Annotated in this window: 16 protein-coding genes, 1 pseudogene and 1 riboswitch; of the genes and pseudogenes, 9 read left to right on the forward strand and 8 right to left on the reverse strand. The window is 36.6% G+C overall.

The window, feature by feature from the left end; translation table 11 throughout:
• Nucleotides 1-156: 156 nt before the first annotated feature.
• A riboswitch (cobalamin riboswitch) is annotated at nt 157-354 on the forward strand.
• A gap of 195 nt (nt 355-549) precedes the next feature.
• Genes HR057_RS13690 through HR057_RS13700 form a run of 3 tightly spaced genes read left to right on the forward strand, consistent with a single transcriptional unit; the run spans nt 550 to nt 4,239 of the window.
• Nucleotides 550-2,784: a ribonucleoside-diphosphate reductase subunit alpha gene (locus HR057_RS13690; protein ID WP_173732007.1), complete on the forward strand. Its 2,235-nt coding sequence runs from the start codon at nt 550-552 to the stop codon at nt 2,782-2,784.
• Nucleotides 2,769-3,215, forward strand: coding sequence for a flavodoxin (locus HR057_RS13695; RefSeq protein ID WP_173732008.1), 447 nt, complete (start codon nt 2,769-2,771; stop codon nt 3,213-3,215). Before HR057_RS13690 ends, HR057_RS13695 begins: the two co-directional genes overlap by 16 nt.
• Nucleotides 3,196-4,239 (forward strand): ribonucleotide-diphosphate reductase subunit beta, encoded by a 1,044-nt coding sequence (locus HR057_RS13700; RefSeq protein WP_173732009.1) that lies wholly within the window; start codon nt 3,196-3,198, stop codon nt 4,237-4,239. The genes HR057_RS13695 and HR057_RS13700 overlap by 20 nt, the downstream gene beginning before the upstream one ends.
• Before the next feature lie 164 nt (nt 4,240-4,403).
• On the opposite strand, the gene nrdG is transcribed toward HR057_RS13700, so the two are convergent.
• From nrdG to HR057_RS13715, 3 genes and pseudogenes are all read right to left on the reverse strand, one after another.
• Nucleotides 4,404-4,898 carry an anaerobic ribonucleoside-triphosphate reductase activating protein gene (gene nrdG, locus HR057_RS13705; RefSeq protein WP_173732010.1) on the reverse strand — a complete coding sequence of 165 codons (495 nt, stop codon included), beginning with the start codon at nt 4,896-4,898 and terminating at the stop codon, nt 4,404-4,406.
• Nucleotides 4,895-5,170, reverse strand: a pseudogene (gene nrdD, locus HR057_RS13710) (anaerobic ribonucleoside-triphosphate reductase); the annotation flags it as partial. The gene nrdG and the pseudogene nrdD, both read right to left, overlap by 4 nt.
• A 183-nt stretch (nt 5,171-5,353) precedes the next feature.
• Nucleotides 5,354-6,469 carry a M20 metallopeptidase family protein gene (locus HR057_RS13715; RefSeq protein WP_173732011.1) on the reverse strand — a complete coding sequence of 372 codons (1,116 nt, stop codon included), beginning with the start codon at nt 6,467-6,469 and terminating at the stop codon, nt 5,354-5,356.
• Nucleotides 6,470-6,904: 435 nt separating this feature from the next.
• On the opposite strand from HR057_RS13715, the gene HR057_RS13720 reads away from it, so the two are divergent.
• From HR057_RS13720 to HR057_RS13735, 4 genes are read left to right on the forward strand one after another with little or no spacing between them, the layout of a single operon-like run.
• Nucleotides 6,905-7,300, forward strand: coding sequence for a GntR family transcriptional regulator (locus HR057_RS13720; RefSeq protein WP_173732012.1), 396 nt, complete (start codon nt 6,905-6,907; stop codon nt 7,298-7,300).
• On the forward strand, nt 7,287-8,189 hold the full coding sequence (locus HR057_RS13725) for an ABC transporter ATP-binding protein (protein ID WP_173732013.1): 903 nt from the start codon (nt 7,287-7,289) through the stop codon (nt 8,187-8,189). Before HR057_RS13720 ends, HR057_RS13725 begins: the two co-directional genes overlap by 14 nt.
• A complete protein-coding gene (locus HR057_RS13730) occupies nt 8,170-8,907 on the forward strand; it encodes a hypothetical protein (protein ID WP_173732014.1) in 738 nt (245 codons plus the stop codon). Before HR057_RS13725 ends, HR057_RS13730 begins: the two co-directional genes overlap by 20 nt.
• Nucleotides 8,904-9,632, forward strand: coding sequence for a hypothetical protein (locus HR057_RS13735; RefSeq protein ID WP_173732015.1), 729 nt, complete (start codon nt 8,904-8,906; stop codon nt 9,630-9,632). Before HR057_RS13730 ends, HR057_RS13735 begins: the two co-directional genes overlap by 4 nt.
• A 418-nt stretch (nt 9,633-10,050) precedes the next feature.
• On the opposite strand, the gene HR057_RS13740 is transcribed toward HR057_RS13735, so the two are convergent.
• The 4 genes from HR057_RS13740 to HR057_RS13755 all read right to left on the reverse strand — a co-directional run bounded on the left by HR057_RS13740 (nt 10,051) and on the right by HR057_RS13755 (nt 14,820).
• Complete coding sequence (locus HR057_RS13740; RefSeq protein WP_173732016.1) at nt 10,051-11,904, reverse strand: ABC transporter ATP-binding protein; 1,854 nt, start codon at nt 11,902-11,904, stop codon at nt 10,051-10,053.
• A 139-nt stretch (nt 11,905-12,043) separates the two neighbouring features.
• Nucleotides 12,044-13,819, reverse strand: a complete 1,776-nt coding sequence (locus HR057_RS13745) for an ABC transporter ATP-binding protein (RefSeq protein WP_173732017.1) — start codon at nt 13,817-13,819, stop codon at nt 12,044-12,046.
• Between the two features lie 200 nt (nt 13,820-14,019).
• A complete protein-coding gene (locus HR057_RS13750; RefSeq protein ID WP_173732018.1) occupies nt 14,020-14,463 on the reverse strand; it encodes a DUF2269 family protein in 444 nt (147 codons plus the stop codon).
• 18 nt (nt 14,464-14,481) lie between these two features.
• Nucleotides 14,482-14,820, reverse strand: coding sequence for an ASCH domain-containing protein (locus HR057_RS13755; protein ID WP_173732062.1), 339 nt, complete (start codon nt 14,818-14,820; stop codon nt 14,482-14,484).
• A 290-nt stretch (nt 14,821-15,110) separates the two neighbouring features.
• Here HR057_RS13755 and HR057_RS13760 point away from each other — a divergent pair, with 290 nt between their 5' ends.
• On the forward strand, nt 15,111-15,260 hold the full coding sequence (locus tag HR057_RS13760) for a DUF4023 family protein (protein WP_173732019.1): 150 nt from the start codon (nt 15,111-15,113) through the stop codon (nt 15,258-15,260).
• A gap of 588 nt (nt 15,261-15,848) precedes the next feature.
• The gene (locus tag HR057_RS13765; protein ID WP_173732020.1) at nt 15,849-16,835 is read left to right on the forward strand and encodes a diaminopimelate dehydrogenase; all 987 of its coding nucleotides are present in this window, start codon (nt 15,849-15,851) and stop codon (nt 16,833-16,835) included.
• A 419-nt stretch (nt 16,836-17,254) separates the two neighbouring features.
• On the opposite strand, the gene HR057_RS13770 is transcribed toward HR057_RS13765, so the two are convergent.
• A complete protein-coding gene (locus HR057_RS13770) occupies nt 17,255-17,743 on the reverse strand; it encodes a PaaI family thioesterase (protein ID WP_173732021.1) in 489 nt (162 codons plus the stop codon).
• Nucleotides 17,744-17,904 lie beyond the last annotated feature (161 nt).

Below are 17,904 nucleotides of genomic sequence, written 5' to 3' on the forward strand. Positions count from 1 at the left end.
AATTAATTTTTGATTTAATTGTGAAAGAAATTACTTAATATCAGTGTAAAACCTCTGTACTAAAATTTAAAGTATTTTTTAGATTGGATTGTAATTAACATTTTAATATGATAGTATATCCTATATATTGACAATAAATAACCGAATAACACAAAATATAGTACTTAAAGTTATGGTGGTATTTTAATACCTTAAAAGGGAATTCAGTGAGAATCTGAAGCTGCCCCCGCAACTGTAAGTGTGGACGAACTAGCAATCCACTGTATCGCTTGCTTGCTGAAAGGTGACGATATGGGAAGGGCTATAGTAGGGTGAAGCACGAGCCAGGAGACCTGCCATAACTTGAAGTTTCTATTCTTCGGGGTGTAAGAAGCAGAAACGATAGGAAAACTATAAGTGTGCTGCTTAAGAGTGACTTGGCTTTAATTTGTAAAATGACCATTTTTTTTACATAACAAGTCACGATTATACACTTTTTTCTGTCGTTTTTTGCCGTCTATTCCCCGAGAATAGACGGTTTTTTTGTTGATTATTAGAGGAGGAATGCAAATGCAAACAATTCATGATGTTAGCCAAGAGCAAATGATGACGTTTATCGATCGTATTTCTGTTGGTCTAAATCTCCAAATTGAAGAATATAAGCAAAAAATTATGAACGCTGGGGTTACAAACCACCTGGATGAAAAAAATGTAGATTTATTAATCAAGCACGTCCTTGAAAACATCGACGAGGCAAATACGGAATGGACTTATCTAGCAGCAAGAATTTATTTACACAATCTCTATCTTAAAGCAGCAGAGAACAGGAGTTATGCATCTAGCAATGAATATGGCTCATTTTATGAGTTAATACAGCTACTAACAGAAAAAGGGGTTTATACAGAAAATCTATTAAAGAAATATTCAAGAGAAGAAATAGAACATTTTGGTAAAGTAATTCAACCAGAACGAGATCAAGTGTTTACTTATCCAGCAATTTTAACATTAGCTACACGTTATTTAGCTACGGATTATGATAAGAATATTTACGAGTTACCACAGGAACGTTGGATGATTATTGCGATGCACTTAATGCAGGATGAAAGTTTGGCAACAAGAACGACACATGTTGAAGAGGCTTACTGGGCATTAAGTAATCTGTATATGACGGTAGCAACACCGACACTGGCTAATGCCGGAAAAACCCACGGGCAATTATCTAGTTGTTTTATTGACACAGTAAACGATAGTTTACAAGGTATATATGATAGTAATAGTGATATAGCTCAGCTTTCCAAAAATGGTGGCGGCATCGGTGTTTATATGGGGAAAATTCGTGCAAGAGGTAGCTCGATAAGAGGTTATAAAGGCATGTCCAGCGGTGTTGTTCCGTGGATAAAGCAATTAAATAATACAGCTGTTAGTGTTGATCAGCTAGGAACAAGAAAAGGTGCCATCAGTGTTTATTTAGATGTATGGCATCGTGATATAGAAGATTTTCTTGATTTAAAATTAAATAATGGTGATGACCGGCTACGTGCACACGATATATATACCGGGGTTTGTATACCGGATTATTTTATGGAACAGGTAGAAAAGCGTGGAGATTGGTATTTATTTGACCCAAATGAAGTAAAAGAAGTGATGGGGTATTCTTTGGAAGACTTTTATGATGAAGAGAAGGGCGATGGCCAGTGGCGTAAAAAGTATAAGGAATGTATCAATGCCAATCTATCGTCTAAAAAGAAAGTCCCTGCAATAGAGATTATGAAGCGGATTATGCGCTCCCAGTTAGAAACGGGTTCTCCGTTTATGTTTTACCGTGATGAAGTGAATAGGCAAAATGCAAACGCACATCAAGGGATTATTTATTGTACGAATTTATGTACTGAAATTACGCAAAATCAATCGCCAACAGAATTTATAGAGGAATATATAGAAAATGAAAATATAATCGTCAAAAAATATAAAACTGGTGATTTTGTTGTATGTAATTTAAGTTCAATAAATCTAGGACGGGCCGTACCAGATGGTGTATTAGAACGATTAATAAAAATTCAGGTCCGCATGCTTGATAATATAATAGATATTAATACACTTCCGATCAAACAAGCGGAAATAACGAATAAAAAATATCGTGCAATCGGACTAGGTACATTTGGTTGGCATCATTTATTAGCTTTAAAAAATATTGAATGGGAATCAGAGGCCGCTGTTCAATATGCTGATGAACTTTATGAAAAAATAGCGTTTTACACGATTAAAAGTAGTATGGAACTAAGTAAGGAGAAGGGGAGCTATCCATTATTTGAAGGAAGTAAATGGAGTACAGGGGCCTATTTTAGCAATAAAGGTTACTCAGATGAAAATTGGATGAAGCTCCAAAAGGATGTTCAAAAATACGGTATTCGTAATGGCTACCTTATGGCAATCGCACCGAATGCAACAACTTCAATTATTGCGGGGTCTACGGCAAGTATTGATCCGATTTTTAAACCTTTCTATATTGAAGAGAAAAAAGATTATCGTATTCCGACAACAGCACCGGACTTAAACCATCGAACTTACAATATTTATCGTCGCTCTGCCTATATAGTGGACCAAAGATGGTCGGTTAGACAAAATGCTGCCCGACAAAAACATATTGATCAAAGCATTTCTTTCAATTTTTACGTACCAAATACAATTCGGGCTTCTGTATTACTTGACCTTCATTTTCAAGCCTGGAGGGAAGGGTTAAAAACGACCTATTACGTTCGTTCGACTTCTAGTGATATCGAAGAATGTGAGTGGTGTCAAAGTTGAATGCTGTAATTGCATATTTGTCATACAGTGGAAACACTAAGGAAGTTGCCGAGATTATTGAAAGGGAATTACGAGGTGAAAATTTTGAAGTTGACATGCATCGTATTGGCGTCGATCTTCCGATTGATCCAAAAAACTATGATGTCATTTTTATCGGGACATTTACATGGGCAAAGGGAGCTACCCCTGAAGAAGTAAAGGATTTTCTTTGGGAAATAGGGTATAAACCTGATAATGTTGCGGTGTTTGGGACGGGTGAAACCCAATTTGGCGGAGATGAATTGTTTTGTTTGGCAGCTGTGAAATTGGCAAAGTTTTATAACAGTCGTTGGGAGCCACTAAAAATTGAGCAATCTCCAAGAGGAAGTCAGGAGAAATTAGTAAAAAAATGGATTAAAGGAGTTATAAAAGATGTCACAGTACTTACTTGAAAAAGTGAAAACATTAGATCCAATCAATCCAAACCGAGCAACTGCGCTTTTTGGTGGAAAATCCAGTGGGATTTTAAATTGGAATGATATTGCGTATCCGCACTGGTATAAAGCTTATAAAAGGCTATTGGCAAATTTTTGGCAGTCGGATGAAGTAAATATGTCGAGTGATGTGAAGCAATTTCCGATGCTTTCGGATAAGGAACAAGAAACATATTTAAAAGTAATTAGTTTGTTGGCCACTTTGGATTCTTCACAGACAAGGACAATTTTACTGACTTCATTATATGCAACGGACCCTTCTGTACAATCGATTTTGGCTGTTATTGCACAACAAGAAGCAGTACACAACGAGAGCTATTCTTATATATTATCATCTGTCGTACCATTAGATAAACAGAATGAAGCCTTTGAGATTGGCAGAAAAGATCCGGTTTTACTGAAACGTAATCAGGAGATTATGAATCAATATAACCAATTTGTCGAAGAACCAACTATTGAAAATATAATAAAAATATTAGTATATTCGACACTTTTAGAAGGGTTATTCTTCTATTCCGGTTTTGCTTTCTTTTACAATTTGGCAAGGCAAAATAAAATGGTTGGAACTTCTACAATGATTAGTTACATCAATCGGGATGAATTGGAACACGGGCGTTATATTTCAGAATTAATTCGGTCAACTTTGGCTGAAAATCCCGAGTACAATACAAAATCCTTCACGGATTGGGTATATGAACATTTTCAGAAGTCAGTAGATTTGGAAATTGAATGGTCCCACTATGTATTAAATGGTGTAGAAGGTATAGATTTAGAGGAAATGGAAGGCTTTATTAAATACAGGGCGAATAAAATGTTACGAATGATTGGCTTGAGTGAAATTTACCCTGAACATGTAAATAATCCAATGAAATGGATTCGGGCTTATGTAGATAACTTTGATGGAACGAAAACTGATTTCTTTGAACAAAGGAATCGTCAATATACAAAGGTAACCGATTTGAATGGGTTTGATGATTTATAATTTATTGTTTTAAAAAAAAGAGAAACATAGCATTTGCAAGCGATGTGTATAAAGTGTCTTGAGAAAAAGCTAGGGAGCTACTGAAGTTTAGTAGTAGGCTCCCTAGCTTATTTTTCATTTAGTCTGAGATGTATAAAATGTAGAAAACTTCCTGCTAATTTTTTCTAGATATATTGACCGTCTTTCCATAGAATTGTTATCCCTTCTTTTATACTTCTTTGTACATCAATAATTCGCTGATTGGACGAACCTCTAAACATGATTTGTAAATTCTTTTTGGATAATTCAAATCTTCCATCTACAAGAACATCAAGATTCCGTAATATCTCTTTTTTAGAATCAGGTATTTCTTCAAATACATAACCAGTATATAACCATATATTTTTTCTCGTTTTAACTTTAATTTCTTTAACTAGCATTAACGTATCCTCATATTGGAATGTAAGACTATCTCCGCCACTAATTGTTACATCGGCTATTGAATTATCTTCTATAATATTTATTAATTCATTTATGCTATATTCTATTCCATTGTTGACATTCCAAGAAGATGGGTTGTGACAACCTTCGCAATAATGGCTGCATCCTGATACATAAATAACAGTGCGTATACCGTTCCCATTATCCGTACAGTCGGTGTCAATCTTCATAATTTTCATTGCTGTCCCCCGTGTTTTACTCTGTTTTTTTCTTCATTTCGTTTTGAACTATTCCATTTATCCATACTTCCTACTAAGTAACCCGTAATTCTTCTGATACGTTCCATTTTACGTTCTTCGTGATTATGACACTTTGGACATTCGTTGTATATAACACCGTTGTATCCACATTGAAGACAGCGATCAACTGGAACGTTAAAACTGCCATAACCTATCCCGTTCTCTTTCATTGCTTTAACATAAGCCTCAAGTGCATCGATATTCTTAGAAGCTTTGGAAGTTTCAATAATTGTTGATTAATATATTGCAACTATAGAAGATGCAAACTTACAATTCCTTTGGAATATTTAATAATTTCAATATAAAATGCTTTAAATTTGGTAGAAATACAAAAACCCCTAAGGACCCTGCTATACCCTAGGGGTTTCGTTCAACCTATTCGACCAACATTGATTTTACAATTTTGCTAACCCCTTAAACAGTTCAACACCCACTTCAATCAGTTCATCACGGAAGTCATACTCAGTCGTATGAATATGGGGATAATCTTCCCCATTTCCAATAAAACATAACGCACCTTTTGTTAATTTTGTATAATGTCCAAAATCTTCAGATGGTCGAAATGCTTCTTTCATTTCAACTAATTCCATTCCCTTATGTTTTGCAGCTAGACGAATTTTATCGGCACTTTCTTTATGATTAAGTGTTTCCGGGAACTCATCACAATACTCAAAACTTACTTTTAAACCAAATTGTTCTGCCTGTTCTATTGCAAACCTTTCAAGATTTTCTTGTAGTCTATTTAACTCTTCTTCATAAAAAGCGCGTATCGTCATCCGAAGATCTCCTTTTGATGCAGCAAGACCAAAAGCTTTTTCACCTACATCAATTTGTACAACAGTGCAAAGGACAAGACCTTTGTTATTCTGAGGAGACGTAAATTTAGGTATTGCACCAAGAATATTGCCGATGGCAAAGGATGGATTGATCCCCGTTTCCGGCTGACTGGCATGGGCAGGAACCCCTTCGAAATGAATCGTCATCCCTTTAGACGCACACATGATCGTTCCATCTTTAAGTGCTACAGACTTATAAGGGAAACCACTCATGTTATGGTAAGCATAAATTTCATCAATATTGTGTTCTTTAATGAACTCAACACATTGAATCGCACCATCTCCTGTTTCTTCAGCCGGTTGGAAGAGAAAAAAGATATTTTTATCTGCCCCTTCCTGATTGATTTCTAGCGCAAAAGCCGCTAATGTTGCTGCATGGCCATCATGACCACATTTGTGTGCTTTTCCAGGAAATTTTGAAGCCCAAGGCAGTTCGATGCCTTCGTCCATTGGAAGTGCATCAAAGTCTGCACGAAAAGCTATGTTTGGCTTATCTGCATCTGCCTTATATATCGCATAAAACCAATTCCCTTTATCTACTATTTCTAGATTTGTATTTGCTTTTATAAATTCCATTAAATGATTTTTAGTCCATACTTCTTCATTAGAAAGTTCAGGATGTTGATGCAATTCATGACGCAGTTTTTTTGCCAATTCATAATTTTGAACTTTCAAGGTAAACAGCCCCACTTTCTATGCTTTCGAAGATACTTGTTGGATAATAAAACTGTTCACTACAATAACCCATGCAGGTATTCCTTAATGAATTTCTTTTTCATCATCAACTCCAAGTATGCTATATTGTTCATTTTTATTTTTCTCCTCTAATTATAACGTTTTAGAAAGGCCATCAGCTTCTTACTGAACAGATTTTTAGTTCCCATTTGATATTGAAATTTTCCCTTCTAAACAATTGGTATTGGAACCGGCAAATTTTAATATTCACTGATTTTGCTTTTTAAGCAAATATTATTTTTTATTTTTTTAACGGTATCACTTGTAAAATTTTAACATATATAGTATAGTACATTACATCAGTAATGTACTATGTTAGTCAAGCATTGATCATAAAGTTTCAATACCATTACAAATTGGTCTGGAGGTGAGAGATTGATCATTAATAACGATGGTACAACACCGATTTATATACAAATTGCCCATTGGTTAGAAACAGAGATATTAATAGGAAATATAAAGAAAAATGAAAAGGTTTATTCACAATATCAGTTGGCAGAAATGTTCAATATTAACCCGGCAACAGCAGCAAAAGGCTTAAATTTACTAGCGGATGAACAAATCGTTTATAAAAAACGTGGACTTGGTATGTTTGTCACTGAGAATGCGCAAGAAATTATCCTTACCAAACGAAAGGAACAAACATTGAAAAAGTTGGTACTGGAACTTGTAGCCGAGGCAAAAAGGCTTCATGTTAGTCAAAGCGATTTAATTGAAATGATAAAAGAAGCTAGTACAAAAGGAGATGATAGAGAGAATGACAGTCATTGAATGTAGGGAGCTTACGAAATCATATCGAAAAAAGCATGCGTTGCACAACCTAACATTTTCGATTGAGAGAAATACAATTACAGGTTTAATTGGACGAAATGGTGCAGGAAAAACTACACTTTTAAAAATAATTGCCGGTTTCTATAAGCAAACATCTGGTGAGATACTGGTTTTCGGAGAAAAACCTTTTAACAATCTTAAAGTATCACAAAATATGATTTTTATTGATGATCAAATAATCTTTCCTCCTGCTTTAAGCTTGAGTGATATTTTAGTAGAAGCTGGCCGATTTTACCCAAATTGGGACATGACCATTGCAAAGGGGCTCTTTGACTATTTTTCGTTAGACCCGAAGCAATACCATCAGAATTTGTCAAAAGGAATGAAAAGCACATTTAATGCAATTATTGGTATCGCTGCCCGTGTCCCATTAACCATTTTCGATGAGCCAACAACTGGTATGGATGCGGCTGTTCGTAAAGATTTTTATCGGGCCTTACTGAAAGACTATTTAGAGCATCCAAGGACCATTCTATTATCGAGCCACCATTTAAATGAAGTCGAAGACCTGTTAGAACATATATTGCTAATTGATGAAGGAGAAAAACGTCTTCATATGACTGTTGATGATTTAAAACAATATGCCATTGCTGTCAGTGGACCCGAGAACCTAATTGACGAATGGGCACTTGGGAAAGAAATCCTTTATAAAAAGCAAGTTGGAGCATACGGAAAGTATGTTGTCTTGAAAAATGATTTTACGGATGAAATGTTGACGCAAGCAAAACAAAAAGGCTTACAAATTACAGCTGTTTCCGCCGAGGATGTTTGTATGTATATGACCAATAAAAGGAAAGGTGGAGTCGATGATGTATTTAGCAAACGCTAATAGTAGTGAAATCGTTAAAAGGCAATATTTTTTTAAACTACGTGCTTTTATCGGTTCGTTTGTAGCGTTGATGTTTGTCCAGTGGATGGCTTTAGGATTAACCATTCTTAGTGGAAGTGGAATGATGGCGACCTCCTCCGGAGACCTTTCGATCAAAGTGACTTATTTCGACGGGAATTCCTTAATCATGTTTACACTCATGTGGGCTTTTGTAACCGGAATTACCCTTACAACAAAACAAGCAAGATATGGTGACTTTGCTTTTGTGACGAACCGATTCACAAGCAATTTATCAAATATAGCTTTTTTACTGACAGCCAGTTTAATTGCCGGTGTAACTTCGATGATGGCAAGTAATTTAGTAAGGGTAATTAAAATTTTTTTTAGTAATACAGATATCTTTTTACAATATTCATCTTCTATAACAATTTTTGAACTAACCATAGGCATTCTTGCGACAACTTTATATACAATCCTTATTGCTGCTATTGGTTATTTTATCGGAATGCTTGTACAGCTAAGCAAATTATTTATTATTATTTTTGCTGGTCTTTTTATTGCTTTACCAATAATTTTTGGAGTAACAATGGAAAATGTTTTATTTTTCTTTAACAAAGAAACTTCCTTGTTCATATTTACGATAAAAGTGGTCATAACTAGTTTGGTCCTATTTGCTGGTGCCATTCTTATTTCAAACCGAATGGAGGTCAGACGATGACAGGAATTTTTTTCTTCATTCTGATCCTCACCGTTGCCATAATGTTTAGAGTTGTGTTAAAAACAGCTAAAAATAAAGTGGTGTATTTTTATGGGAAAATCACAAATTTTGTTTTAGTTTTTTATATTGTTCTGATATTAATAGCAACGGTCCTATATATTGGTATAACTAACGACCGTGAAATGGTAAGTGAACGTATATCTGCCGAAGAAATTACAAAAGCAATGAATGCTCAGATGAACTTCTACCATTATATAGAATCGGGAAAGTTGTCTGAAACTGATGGGGTATTTATAAATAAAGAATGGCATTTTCCTATTCCGGATAATCGTCTTATCGTATCAAGTACTAGAATGGACGGCAATGATGATTGGATCGTTGTAGAAAAGAAAAAGGAAACGGATGACGACAAAAAAGTGCATATCATTCAATATATGACAAAGTCCATTATAGATGATTATGATTACTCTCATCATATACAACCACCGAATATTAAAGTGAACCAACAAGGGATTCAAATCAACCACCCAGCGCAAACAGAATTAAAGTTTACAAAATTTACGAAGGAATTTACAATTAATCAATTTACAAGTCCACAATATACAGACGAACATATTTTTAGTAGCATAAATCATATAAGTGGCCAACATGTCCTTTATATGCAGGTTCCTGAATCGGTTGAGATTGTAGAAGGAAAAGGTGTTTATTTGCAATTTATTGATTAAGAAAGGTCATATAAATTATGAAACTACGGGGATGGGGCTGAATTTTTGACCTCTCTAGTGGTTTAAAGCTGCGGGCATAGACACAATTAAAAAAGCTTTTCAGAAAGAGATTTTTAATCTTGGTTGCCCTCCCCTAATCAATCTTTAAAATTTTAAGAGGTTTTTTACTTTTGAAAAGTCTAGTTCTTTTATGAAATGAAAGAAAGAAACAATTTCTTTCGAGATAAAAAAAGAAGGAGTAAATTGCATTTATTGTTTCTACTCCTTCTACATATCTACCTTACTTATGAAAGACTTTTTAATACAAGATCTATTGCCAACTGTCTTTCATTGCAACTATGAAGGGTTTTTAGCAAATTCTTCTCCAAAATGCCCTTCATACGCCCATAAATTTTCTACTCTTGCACTAACGTAAAACCTAAATCGCTCCGTTCTGCATCGTACTGTTTCGATACAACTCATAATAGGCACCTTTTTTCGCAAGCAACTCCTCATGGCTTCCGCTTTCAACAATTTCACCACCATCGATGACGATAATCTGATCTGCATCACGGATTGTATTCAAACGATGGGCAATGATAAAACTCGTCCGACCTTTCATAACGTTTGCTAATGCCGCTTGAATTTGCTGCTCCGTCCGTGTATCAATATTGCTCGTTGCTTCGTCTAAAATTAAAAAAAGCGGTTTCGTCAAAATCGCCCTTGCAATCGCTAAGAGCTGGCGTTGTCCCTCACTCAAATTCGCACCGTTTTCTGTCAAAACTGTATCATACTGATCAGGAAGGCGTTCGATAAATAAATCGGCATTTGCCATTCTTGCTGCTTCCTTCACTTCCTCATCTGTTGCATCAGGTTTGCCATATTTAATATTCTCTTTAATCGTTCCGGAAAAAAGGTACGTATCTTGCAAAACGATACCAAAACTGCTTCGCAAACTATCATAGGTGTATGACCGAATATCCCTGCCATTAATTAAAATCCGCCCACTTGTAACATCATAGAAACGAGTCAGCAAGTTGACGATCGTTGTTTTTCCTGCACCCGTAGGACCTACAAACGCTGTACGGGTTCCGGATTTTGCTTCAAAACTAATATTTTTTATGATCGGTACATCGGGCCGATAACCGAAGCTGACATTTTCAAAAACAACATCGCCTTTTTCTCCTGACATCGGTACAGCTTCAGGTGTATCTGCAGGTTCCTCTTTTGCATCTAAAACTTGGAACACCCGCTCCGCACCTGCAACACCGGATAAAACAACATTATAAATATTGGCTAATTCATTCAGCGGTCTGACAAACTGGCGTGAATATGTTAAAAAGCTTGCGATCACACCGACAGTTATCATATTTTTTACAGCTAGAATACTGCCAACAATGGCGACAGTGACAAAACCGATATTACCAATGACATTCATGAGAGGCATTAAAAACCCAGACCATATTTGAGCTTTTAGTCCGACTTTTCGCAACTCTTCATTCATTTCCTGAAACTGTTCAATTACTTTTCCTTCATGATTAAAAGCTTTTACGACATAAAGACCGGAAATCGTTTCTTCAATATGCCCGTTTAAAAGCCCAAGCTGCTCTTGTTGTTGTGAAAATAAAACCCGCGTCCGCTTTGTAATCGTCCTCGTTAATATAAACATGAGCGGAACCGTAATCAAACTGGCAAGCGTAAGTATTGGACTTAACGTAATCATCATGGTCAATGTCCCGATAATAATAATAAGGCCACTCATCAACTGTGTTATTGACTGGGAAATACTGACGGACACATTATCGATATCATTCGCCAGCCGGCTCATTAACTCACCATGGGTATGACGGTCAAAATAAGCGATCGGCAACTTTTGCAGCTTGGAAAACAAAGCTGATCGCAGCCTGGCAACAATTCGTTGCGAAACGCCCGCCATAATCCATCCTTCCAAAAAAGTGAGGAGACCGCTTGTAATATAAGCAATTAACAAAACAAAAACAAAAATTTCTAACAAACGAAAATTGACATACCCGCCATCCCCCATGGCATCAACTGCTTTACCAATGAGGTAGGGGGAAACTAATGAAAGAAACGCTTCTATCAAAATAAATAAAAATACAATCCATAATAATCGTTTTTCTTTCCCAATAAAAAAAGAAAGCCGCTTGAGTGTTTTGCTAAAGTTGTTCGGTTTTTCCACTTTACCGTGAAAATGTTTTCCAAAGCCACCGCCAGGCCTTAGTACCGGTCCTAGCATTTTTGCTCCAATTTCCTTTTTTGTATGTGAAGACATGCCCACACCCCCTTGCCGTAAAACATGTTAGAGAAATCCAACACGAAAATATCACTTCAACTCTTTTTAGCAACTTTCATAATCCACAAATTCTATGGACCCGCAAACTTCGCACCTGTTTTTTTACCGATCTCGATACTCATAACAACACTTCTTTACCTGTTTGTGATCTATAAATATCTTGGTACACTTGGCAGTTTTTTAATAATTCCTCATGCGAACCGATGCCAACCAACTTGCCGTTGTCTAATACGAGAATGAAATCGGCATCGATGACAGAGGAAATTCGTTGTGAGATGATCACGCATGTCAAATCGCGAGCATATTTTTTCAAAGATGCTTTTATTTTTGCTTCAGTCGCCATATCAACGGCACTCGTACTATCATCTAGGATCAATATATCAGGCTGTTTAACGAGTGCACGGGCAATGGAGATCCGCTGTTTCTGGCCTCCCGACAAATTAACGCCGCCTTGACCGAGTTTTGTCTCATATCCTTCTGGTGAAGCAGAAATGAACGAATCCGCTTCCGCTAACATGGCCGCCTGTTTGATTTCCTCAAACGTTGCATTTTCTTTTCCCCATCGGATGTTTTCAGCAATTGTACCTGTAAATAACATCGTTTTCTGAGGAACGATGGCAATTTTATTTCTCAATTCCTTTAAGTTGTAATCCCTAACATCCTTGCCATCAACTTTCACAGACCCTTCGCTGACATCATAAAAGCGGGGGATCAAGTTGGCCAAGCTTGTTTTTCCAGAACCAGTTGATCCTAAGATTCCAACCGTTTCACCAGGCCGTAAGCTAAAGGTAATATTTTTTAATACAGGTTCACCCCGTTTTTCATCATATGTAAACGATACGTTTTCAAATTCGATGCTCCCCTTTGGTCCTCTCTTTTCATCCCTAGACTCCTCATCTACATGAAAAACATTCTCACCATTCAGTGAAGGAATAGAGGCTGACTCAAACAATGAATCTTCTACAAATACTTCATTAATGCGCTCGGCAGAAGCTTTTGCCCGGACATACATTGTAAAAACCATAGAAATCATACGGAGGGAAAACAAAATTTGGATCATATAGTTCGTAAAAGCGATAATTTCCCCGACCTTTATATGCCCTTGTTCTACACCATAACCACCAAACCAAAGAACAGCAACAATGCCAATGTTCATGACCGTCACCATCATCGGGCCAAAAACAGACAACACACGATTCGAAGAAATGGCCGCTTCTACAAGATTTCCGTTCGCATGTTGAAATCGGTTCACCTCAAATTGGAACTGATTAAATGCTTTAACAACCCGAACGCCCGATAAATACTCGCGCATCACGCCGTTAACACGGTCCATCGCTTTTTGAACATTGATAAAACGTGGAAATCCAAGCTTCATGTTTAAAATTAGTAAAATTGCAATCAATGGAACAACGACGGCAAGCACAATAGATAAATGCAGATTAAGCCGGACAGCCATGATGAGGGCACCAATACAAAGCAAAGGTGCTCTTACAAAGATCCGCATCAGGCCGTTTGCAAACATTTGAATTTGTGTAACATCATTCGTTAACCTAACCATTAAAGAAGCACGATCAAATTTATCAATGGTTTGAAACGCAAACGACTGAATTTTCCGAAAAAGATCAAGCCTAAGTTCAGTCCCAAAACTTTGGGAAACATAGCTCGATAAAAAATTTCGCAAAACAGCTGCTACCATTCCAACAGAAGTTAACAATACCATCGTGCTGCCCATTTTAATTACTTCATCAAGATTTCGTGTGGCAACCCCAACATCAATCATCGATGCCATCAACGTTGGCAAAAGCAAATCAATGGTGGCTTCAACCATTAAAATAAAGAGGGCAAAAATAAAAGGCAGCCAAAATTTTCGTATATATTTATGGAGAAATTTCATAAAAAAGTGCCACCTTTAACATTGTTTTCTATCTCATAATCTGATAATTATAGTCTATATTTATATGAATTTTAATTCCACTTTTATGATTTTCTAATTTTAGAAAAACATATAATTTGCCTATCTCTTTTAATACTTTAACATGTTAAACTGACATAAACTAAAATAAAAAGATCAAACCGTAAACGATTTGATCTCTTCTACCAAAATGTAGGTTTTGCGACCATAAACCAAAGTATGAGCATTAATAAAATGACATACGCCCATGTAGAACGATATAGCTTCCGAACAGCAGCGTCTCTATCTTGGTTTGGATCATTAAACTTACGGACCGTCGGTGAAAAAGCCCGAGCAATAAAGTAACCCGAGCAAAGCATTACGACAAGAGTCATGACGATCCACGATGTTGTCCACGTCCATGAAGTAATCCAAACGAGTAAAATTCCTGTAACAAATAATACATGACCGGCATGTTTTGAAACTTGAACAGCAAATTTAATTAAATCTAAATACGCTTTTGTTAATTCTTCATTTGCTTCTCGAAGTTTTTTAATAAATGGAAACAGAATAAAAAAAGGGCCGATCGTAAGGATTACACTAGAAACATGGAGATAAAGAATAATGCGATATAATTGATAATCCATGTCCATTCACCAGTTTTTTTAAACAGGACGAAATTCGTGAACCCATACACGCATTTGCGGAAGCCAAGGCATTCCTGGATGCATTGATAAAATAGCTTGTTTATATTCTTCCAAGTTAGCGTATCCTTCTTGTCTGGCATCTTCATCAGTCAATTCCCCAAGTGACTGCGAATAAACTTTTTCGACGACAAAATTTTTACCCTCTAATGTCATGATTTCTCCAACATCAGCATATCTGCCATTGCGTCGCTGCGCTGTTTTTTGCCCGCGCAATACTTTTTCAATATCTTCCGGAACAGTGACAAGCCTATCAATCGTACATGTTTTCGGCGGTAACTCGTGATTTTCCCCGTTCATCTGTCCATGATGCGGATGTTTAGACATATGGTGATCATGTGTTGTCATAATCGACTGAAGCCACCTTTCGTATGTATTTTTTGCAAGACATTATGCCAGATCATGATCAGTCCTTCGTGTAAACCGGTCCACCTTCAATTTACCATATATTCATTCCTATATGCACTTTAAACATCATGATTTTGTATTAATTTATCCTCTTTGCCACTTTTTTATTTATTACATGATTTTTCTGTAATTGGATATAGTACAAAAAGAATAGGAGCATATTGAAAAACGGAGGGATCTCAATGGATATAAATGAAATGAATACACATGAATTTGTTGAATTTATCCACGACAAACAGCGAAAAGACGAGAAAAACCGCAAACGCGGCAATAGAGAACCTGAAAAAAGACTTCCGGCAAAAGCTCACTATCATCCAAAACGAAGCAAGTAAATCCCGCTTTTAGTGACGTCAAAATTTTGCATTGACATAAATAACGCTGAGTTTACCAAACACGAAATTTTTTAAACTTATGCTCCTTTTCAAACGGCCAACAGTCTATAAAATATCCTAATGATGCCAACATACTTAATTTGAAAAAATACAAGCCCTATCACTTGTCAAAATAATGATCATTCCATAATGTGAATAAACAATAACGGGTGGTATTTTATATGCCGCCCATCTCCAATGAATCTTTTTAGTGGCATAAGCCCATTCCTCTCATCCTTTTCCCCCTTTACTGACTGTAGAGCACGACCTCTTCTATTTTTAAATTATTCTTCTCCAGCAACTTTAAATAGCTAAAAGCAAAAAACCATTCTCATTTTGACATTATTTTTATCCAAATAATATATTGTTTCGAACAATTATCCATAATAAAATGGACAAGTAGAGTCAATTTGTGTTTTTCTTTATACTAAAAACTGTACTTATTTACATTTTTGGACATTTTTTTGGGCTGATGCTAGACTATATTTACAAAACAACATGACATTTATAAATGACACGTCCACGATTATTTTTATAGGAGGAAAGTTTATGGGAAATCAAATTCGTTTAGGAATTGTAGGTTACGGTAACATCGGAAGAGGTGTGCAAACAGCCGTTAAAAAAAATAGCGACATGGTTCTTTCTTATGTATTTACAAGAAGAAATCCTGAAACGGTTCAAGTAAACGATGACAGCATTCAAGTCTTGCATGTCGATGAAATTGAAAAATATACTGATAAAATTGATGTGTTAATTTTATGCGGTGGTTCTGCAACAGATTTACCTGAACAAGGTCCACAATTTGCAAAATTATTTAACACTGTTGACAGCTTCGATACACACGCAAGAATTCCAGAATATTTTGAAGCAGTTGATGCTGCAGCAAAGCCAAATAATAAAACAGCTATCATCTCTGTCGGTTGGGACCCAGGTCTCTTTTCATTAAACCGTGTTTATGGAGAAATTGCTCTTCCACAGGGATCTACATACACATTCTGGGGTAAAGGCTTAAGCCAAGGTCATTCAGATGCTATTCGCCGTGTGCCTGGCGTAAAAGCTGGCGTTCAATATACGATTCCGATTGAAGAAGCTGTACAACGCGTGCGCAATGCAGAAAATCCTGAACTTACGACTAGAGAAAAACATATAAGAGAATGCTGGGTTGTTCCTGAAGAAGGCGCAAATCTTGAAGAAATCGAAACAGCTATCAAAACTATGCCAAACTATTTCGCAGATTATGATACAATTGTCAACTTTATTACAGAAGAAGAGTTAAAAGCTAACCACTCAGCTATGCCGCACGGAGGTTTCGTCATTCGCAGCGGTCAAACAAGCGAAAATACAAACCATGTTATTGAGTATTCTTTAAAACTTGACAGCAACCCTGAATTTACAGCAAGTGTTCTTGTTGCATATGCACGTGCAGCTTATCGCATGAACAAAGACGGTCAATACGGAGCTAAAACTGTATTTGATGTTGCACCAGGCCTTCTTTCTCCAAAATCAGCAGCAGAATTGCGCAAAGAGCTTTTATAATAGAAGAAAATTAAAACAAAGAAAAGCAAGAACATTCCTTTATGGATTGGTTCTTGCTTTTTTCGTGTTTCCTTAAACTAAAGTCTCTGTTAACGTTTAGTATTAATTTCATAGAAATTAACTTGTTCACTTTATCGATGGTATTCTCTGGACTCAATTTTTATTTCAATTGCTCTACCTAATCATTCTATTCTATTGCAAAACGTTTGTTTCAGAAAGCCAAATATCTATAATAATCTTAAGAGCCAAACAAAAAAGGTACAAAAACGCTTGCCGCTTTGTACCCTTTATGTATGCTTTGTTTCTCATTTTAACATTTATGTAAATACCGCGCATCGGGCCCCTTCCATAATCCCCAAAACATCCATGATTGAGCGCAACCATCCACCCTATAAAACGCCCTCGAATCTTCCTATCATCTATTCATCTTTTCTCACAAACGTATTTGGCATGACAACAGCAACAACTTCACCGCGGGCACAAAGCGTATCGTTGGCATATACTTCAGCATTTACTTTCCATCTTTTCGGATGGATTTCTTCCACCGTGCCAATCGCTTTTAACGGTACGCCATGAGGAGTCGGCTTTAAAAAATCTACATGCAAAGATGCAGTGACAAATCGAGGCGGTTCTGAGCCATCGCCTGGTTCATGTCCATTTTTACGATGCAAAGCAAGTGCAGCTGATCCTGTACCGTGACAATCGATTAATGAAGCGATCAGTCCTCCATATACAAAGCCAGGAAGGGCCATATGTTCAGGCTTTGGTTCAAAAATGGTTACCGTATTTTCTCCCTGCCATCCAGTGCGAATATGGTGCCCGCTTTCATTTAATCTACCACAGCCATAGCACCAAGCAAAATCATCAGGATAATCATCTTGAATTGCCCTTGTTACAACTTCTTCCATATACAAATCCCCCTTTTAAATATGTGAATGCTCAATCAGCCTTGGTGGGTGTCAACTACACCTTGGCCATTCACCCTTTTAAATTAAGCGGGTGCTCAATGAGCCCTGGTAGGTGCCAACCATCCACCCCTTTTAAGTTAATGAGCGCTCAATCAGCAATG

This window comes from Calidifontibacillus erzurumensis, from assembly GCF_013303125.1.
GTDB lineage: Bacteria > Bacillota > Bacilli > Bacillales > Bacillaceae_J > Calidifontibacillus > Calidifontibacillus erzurumensis.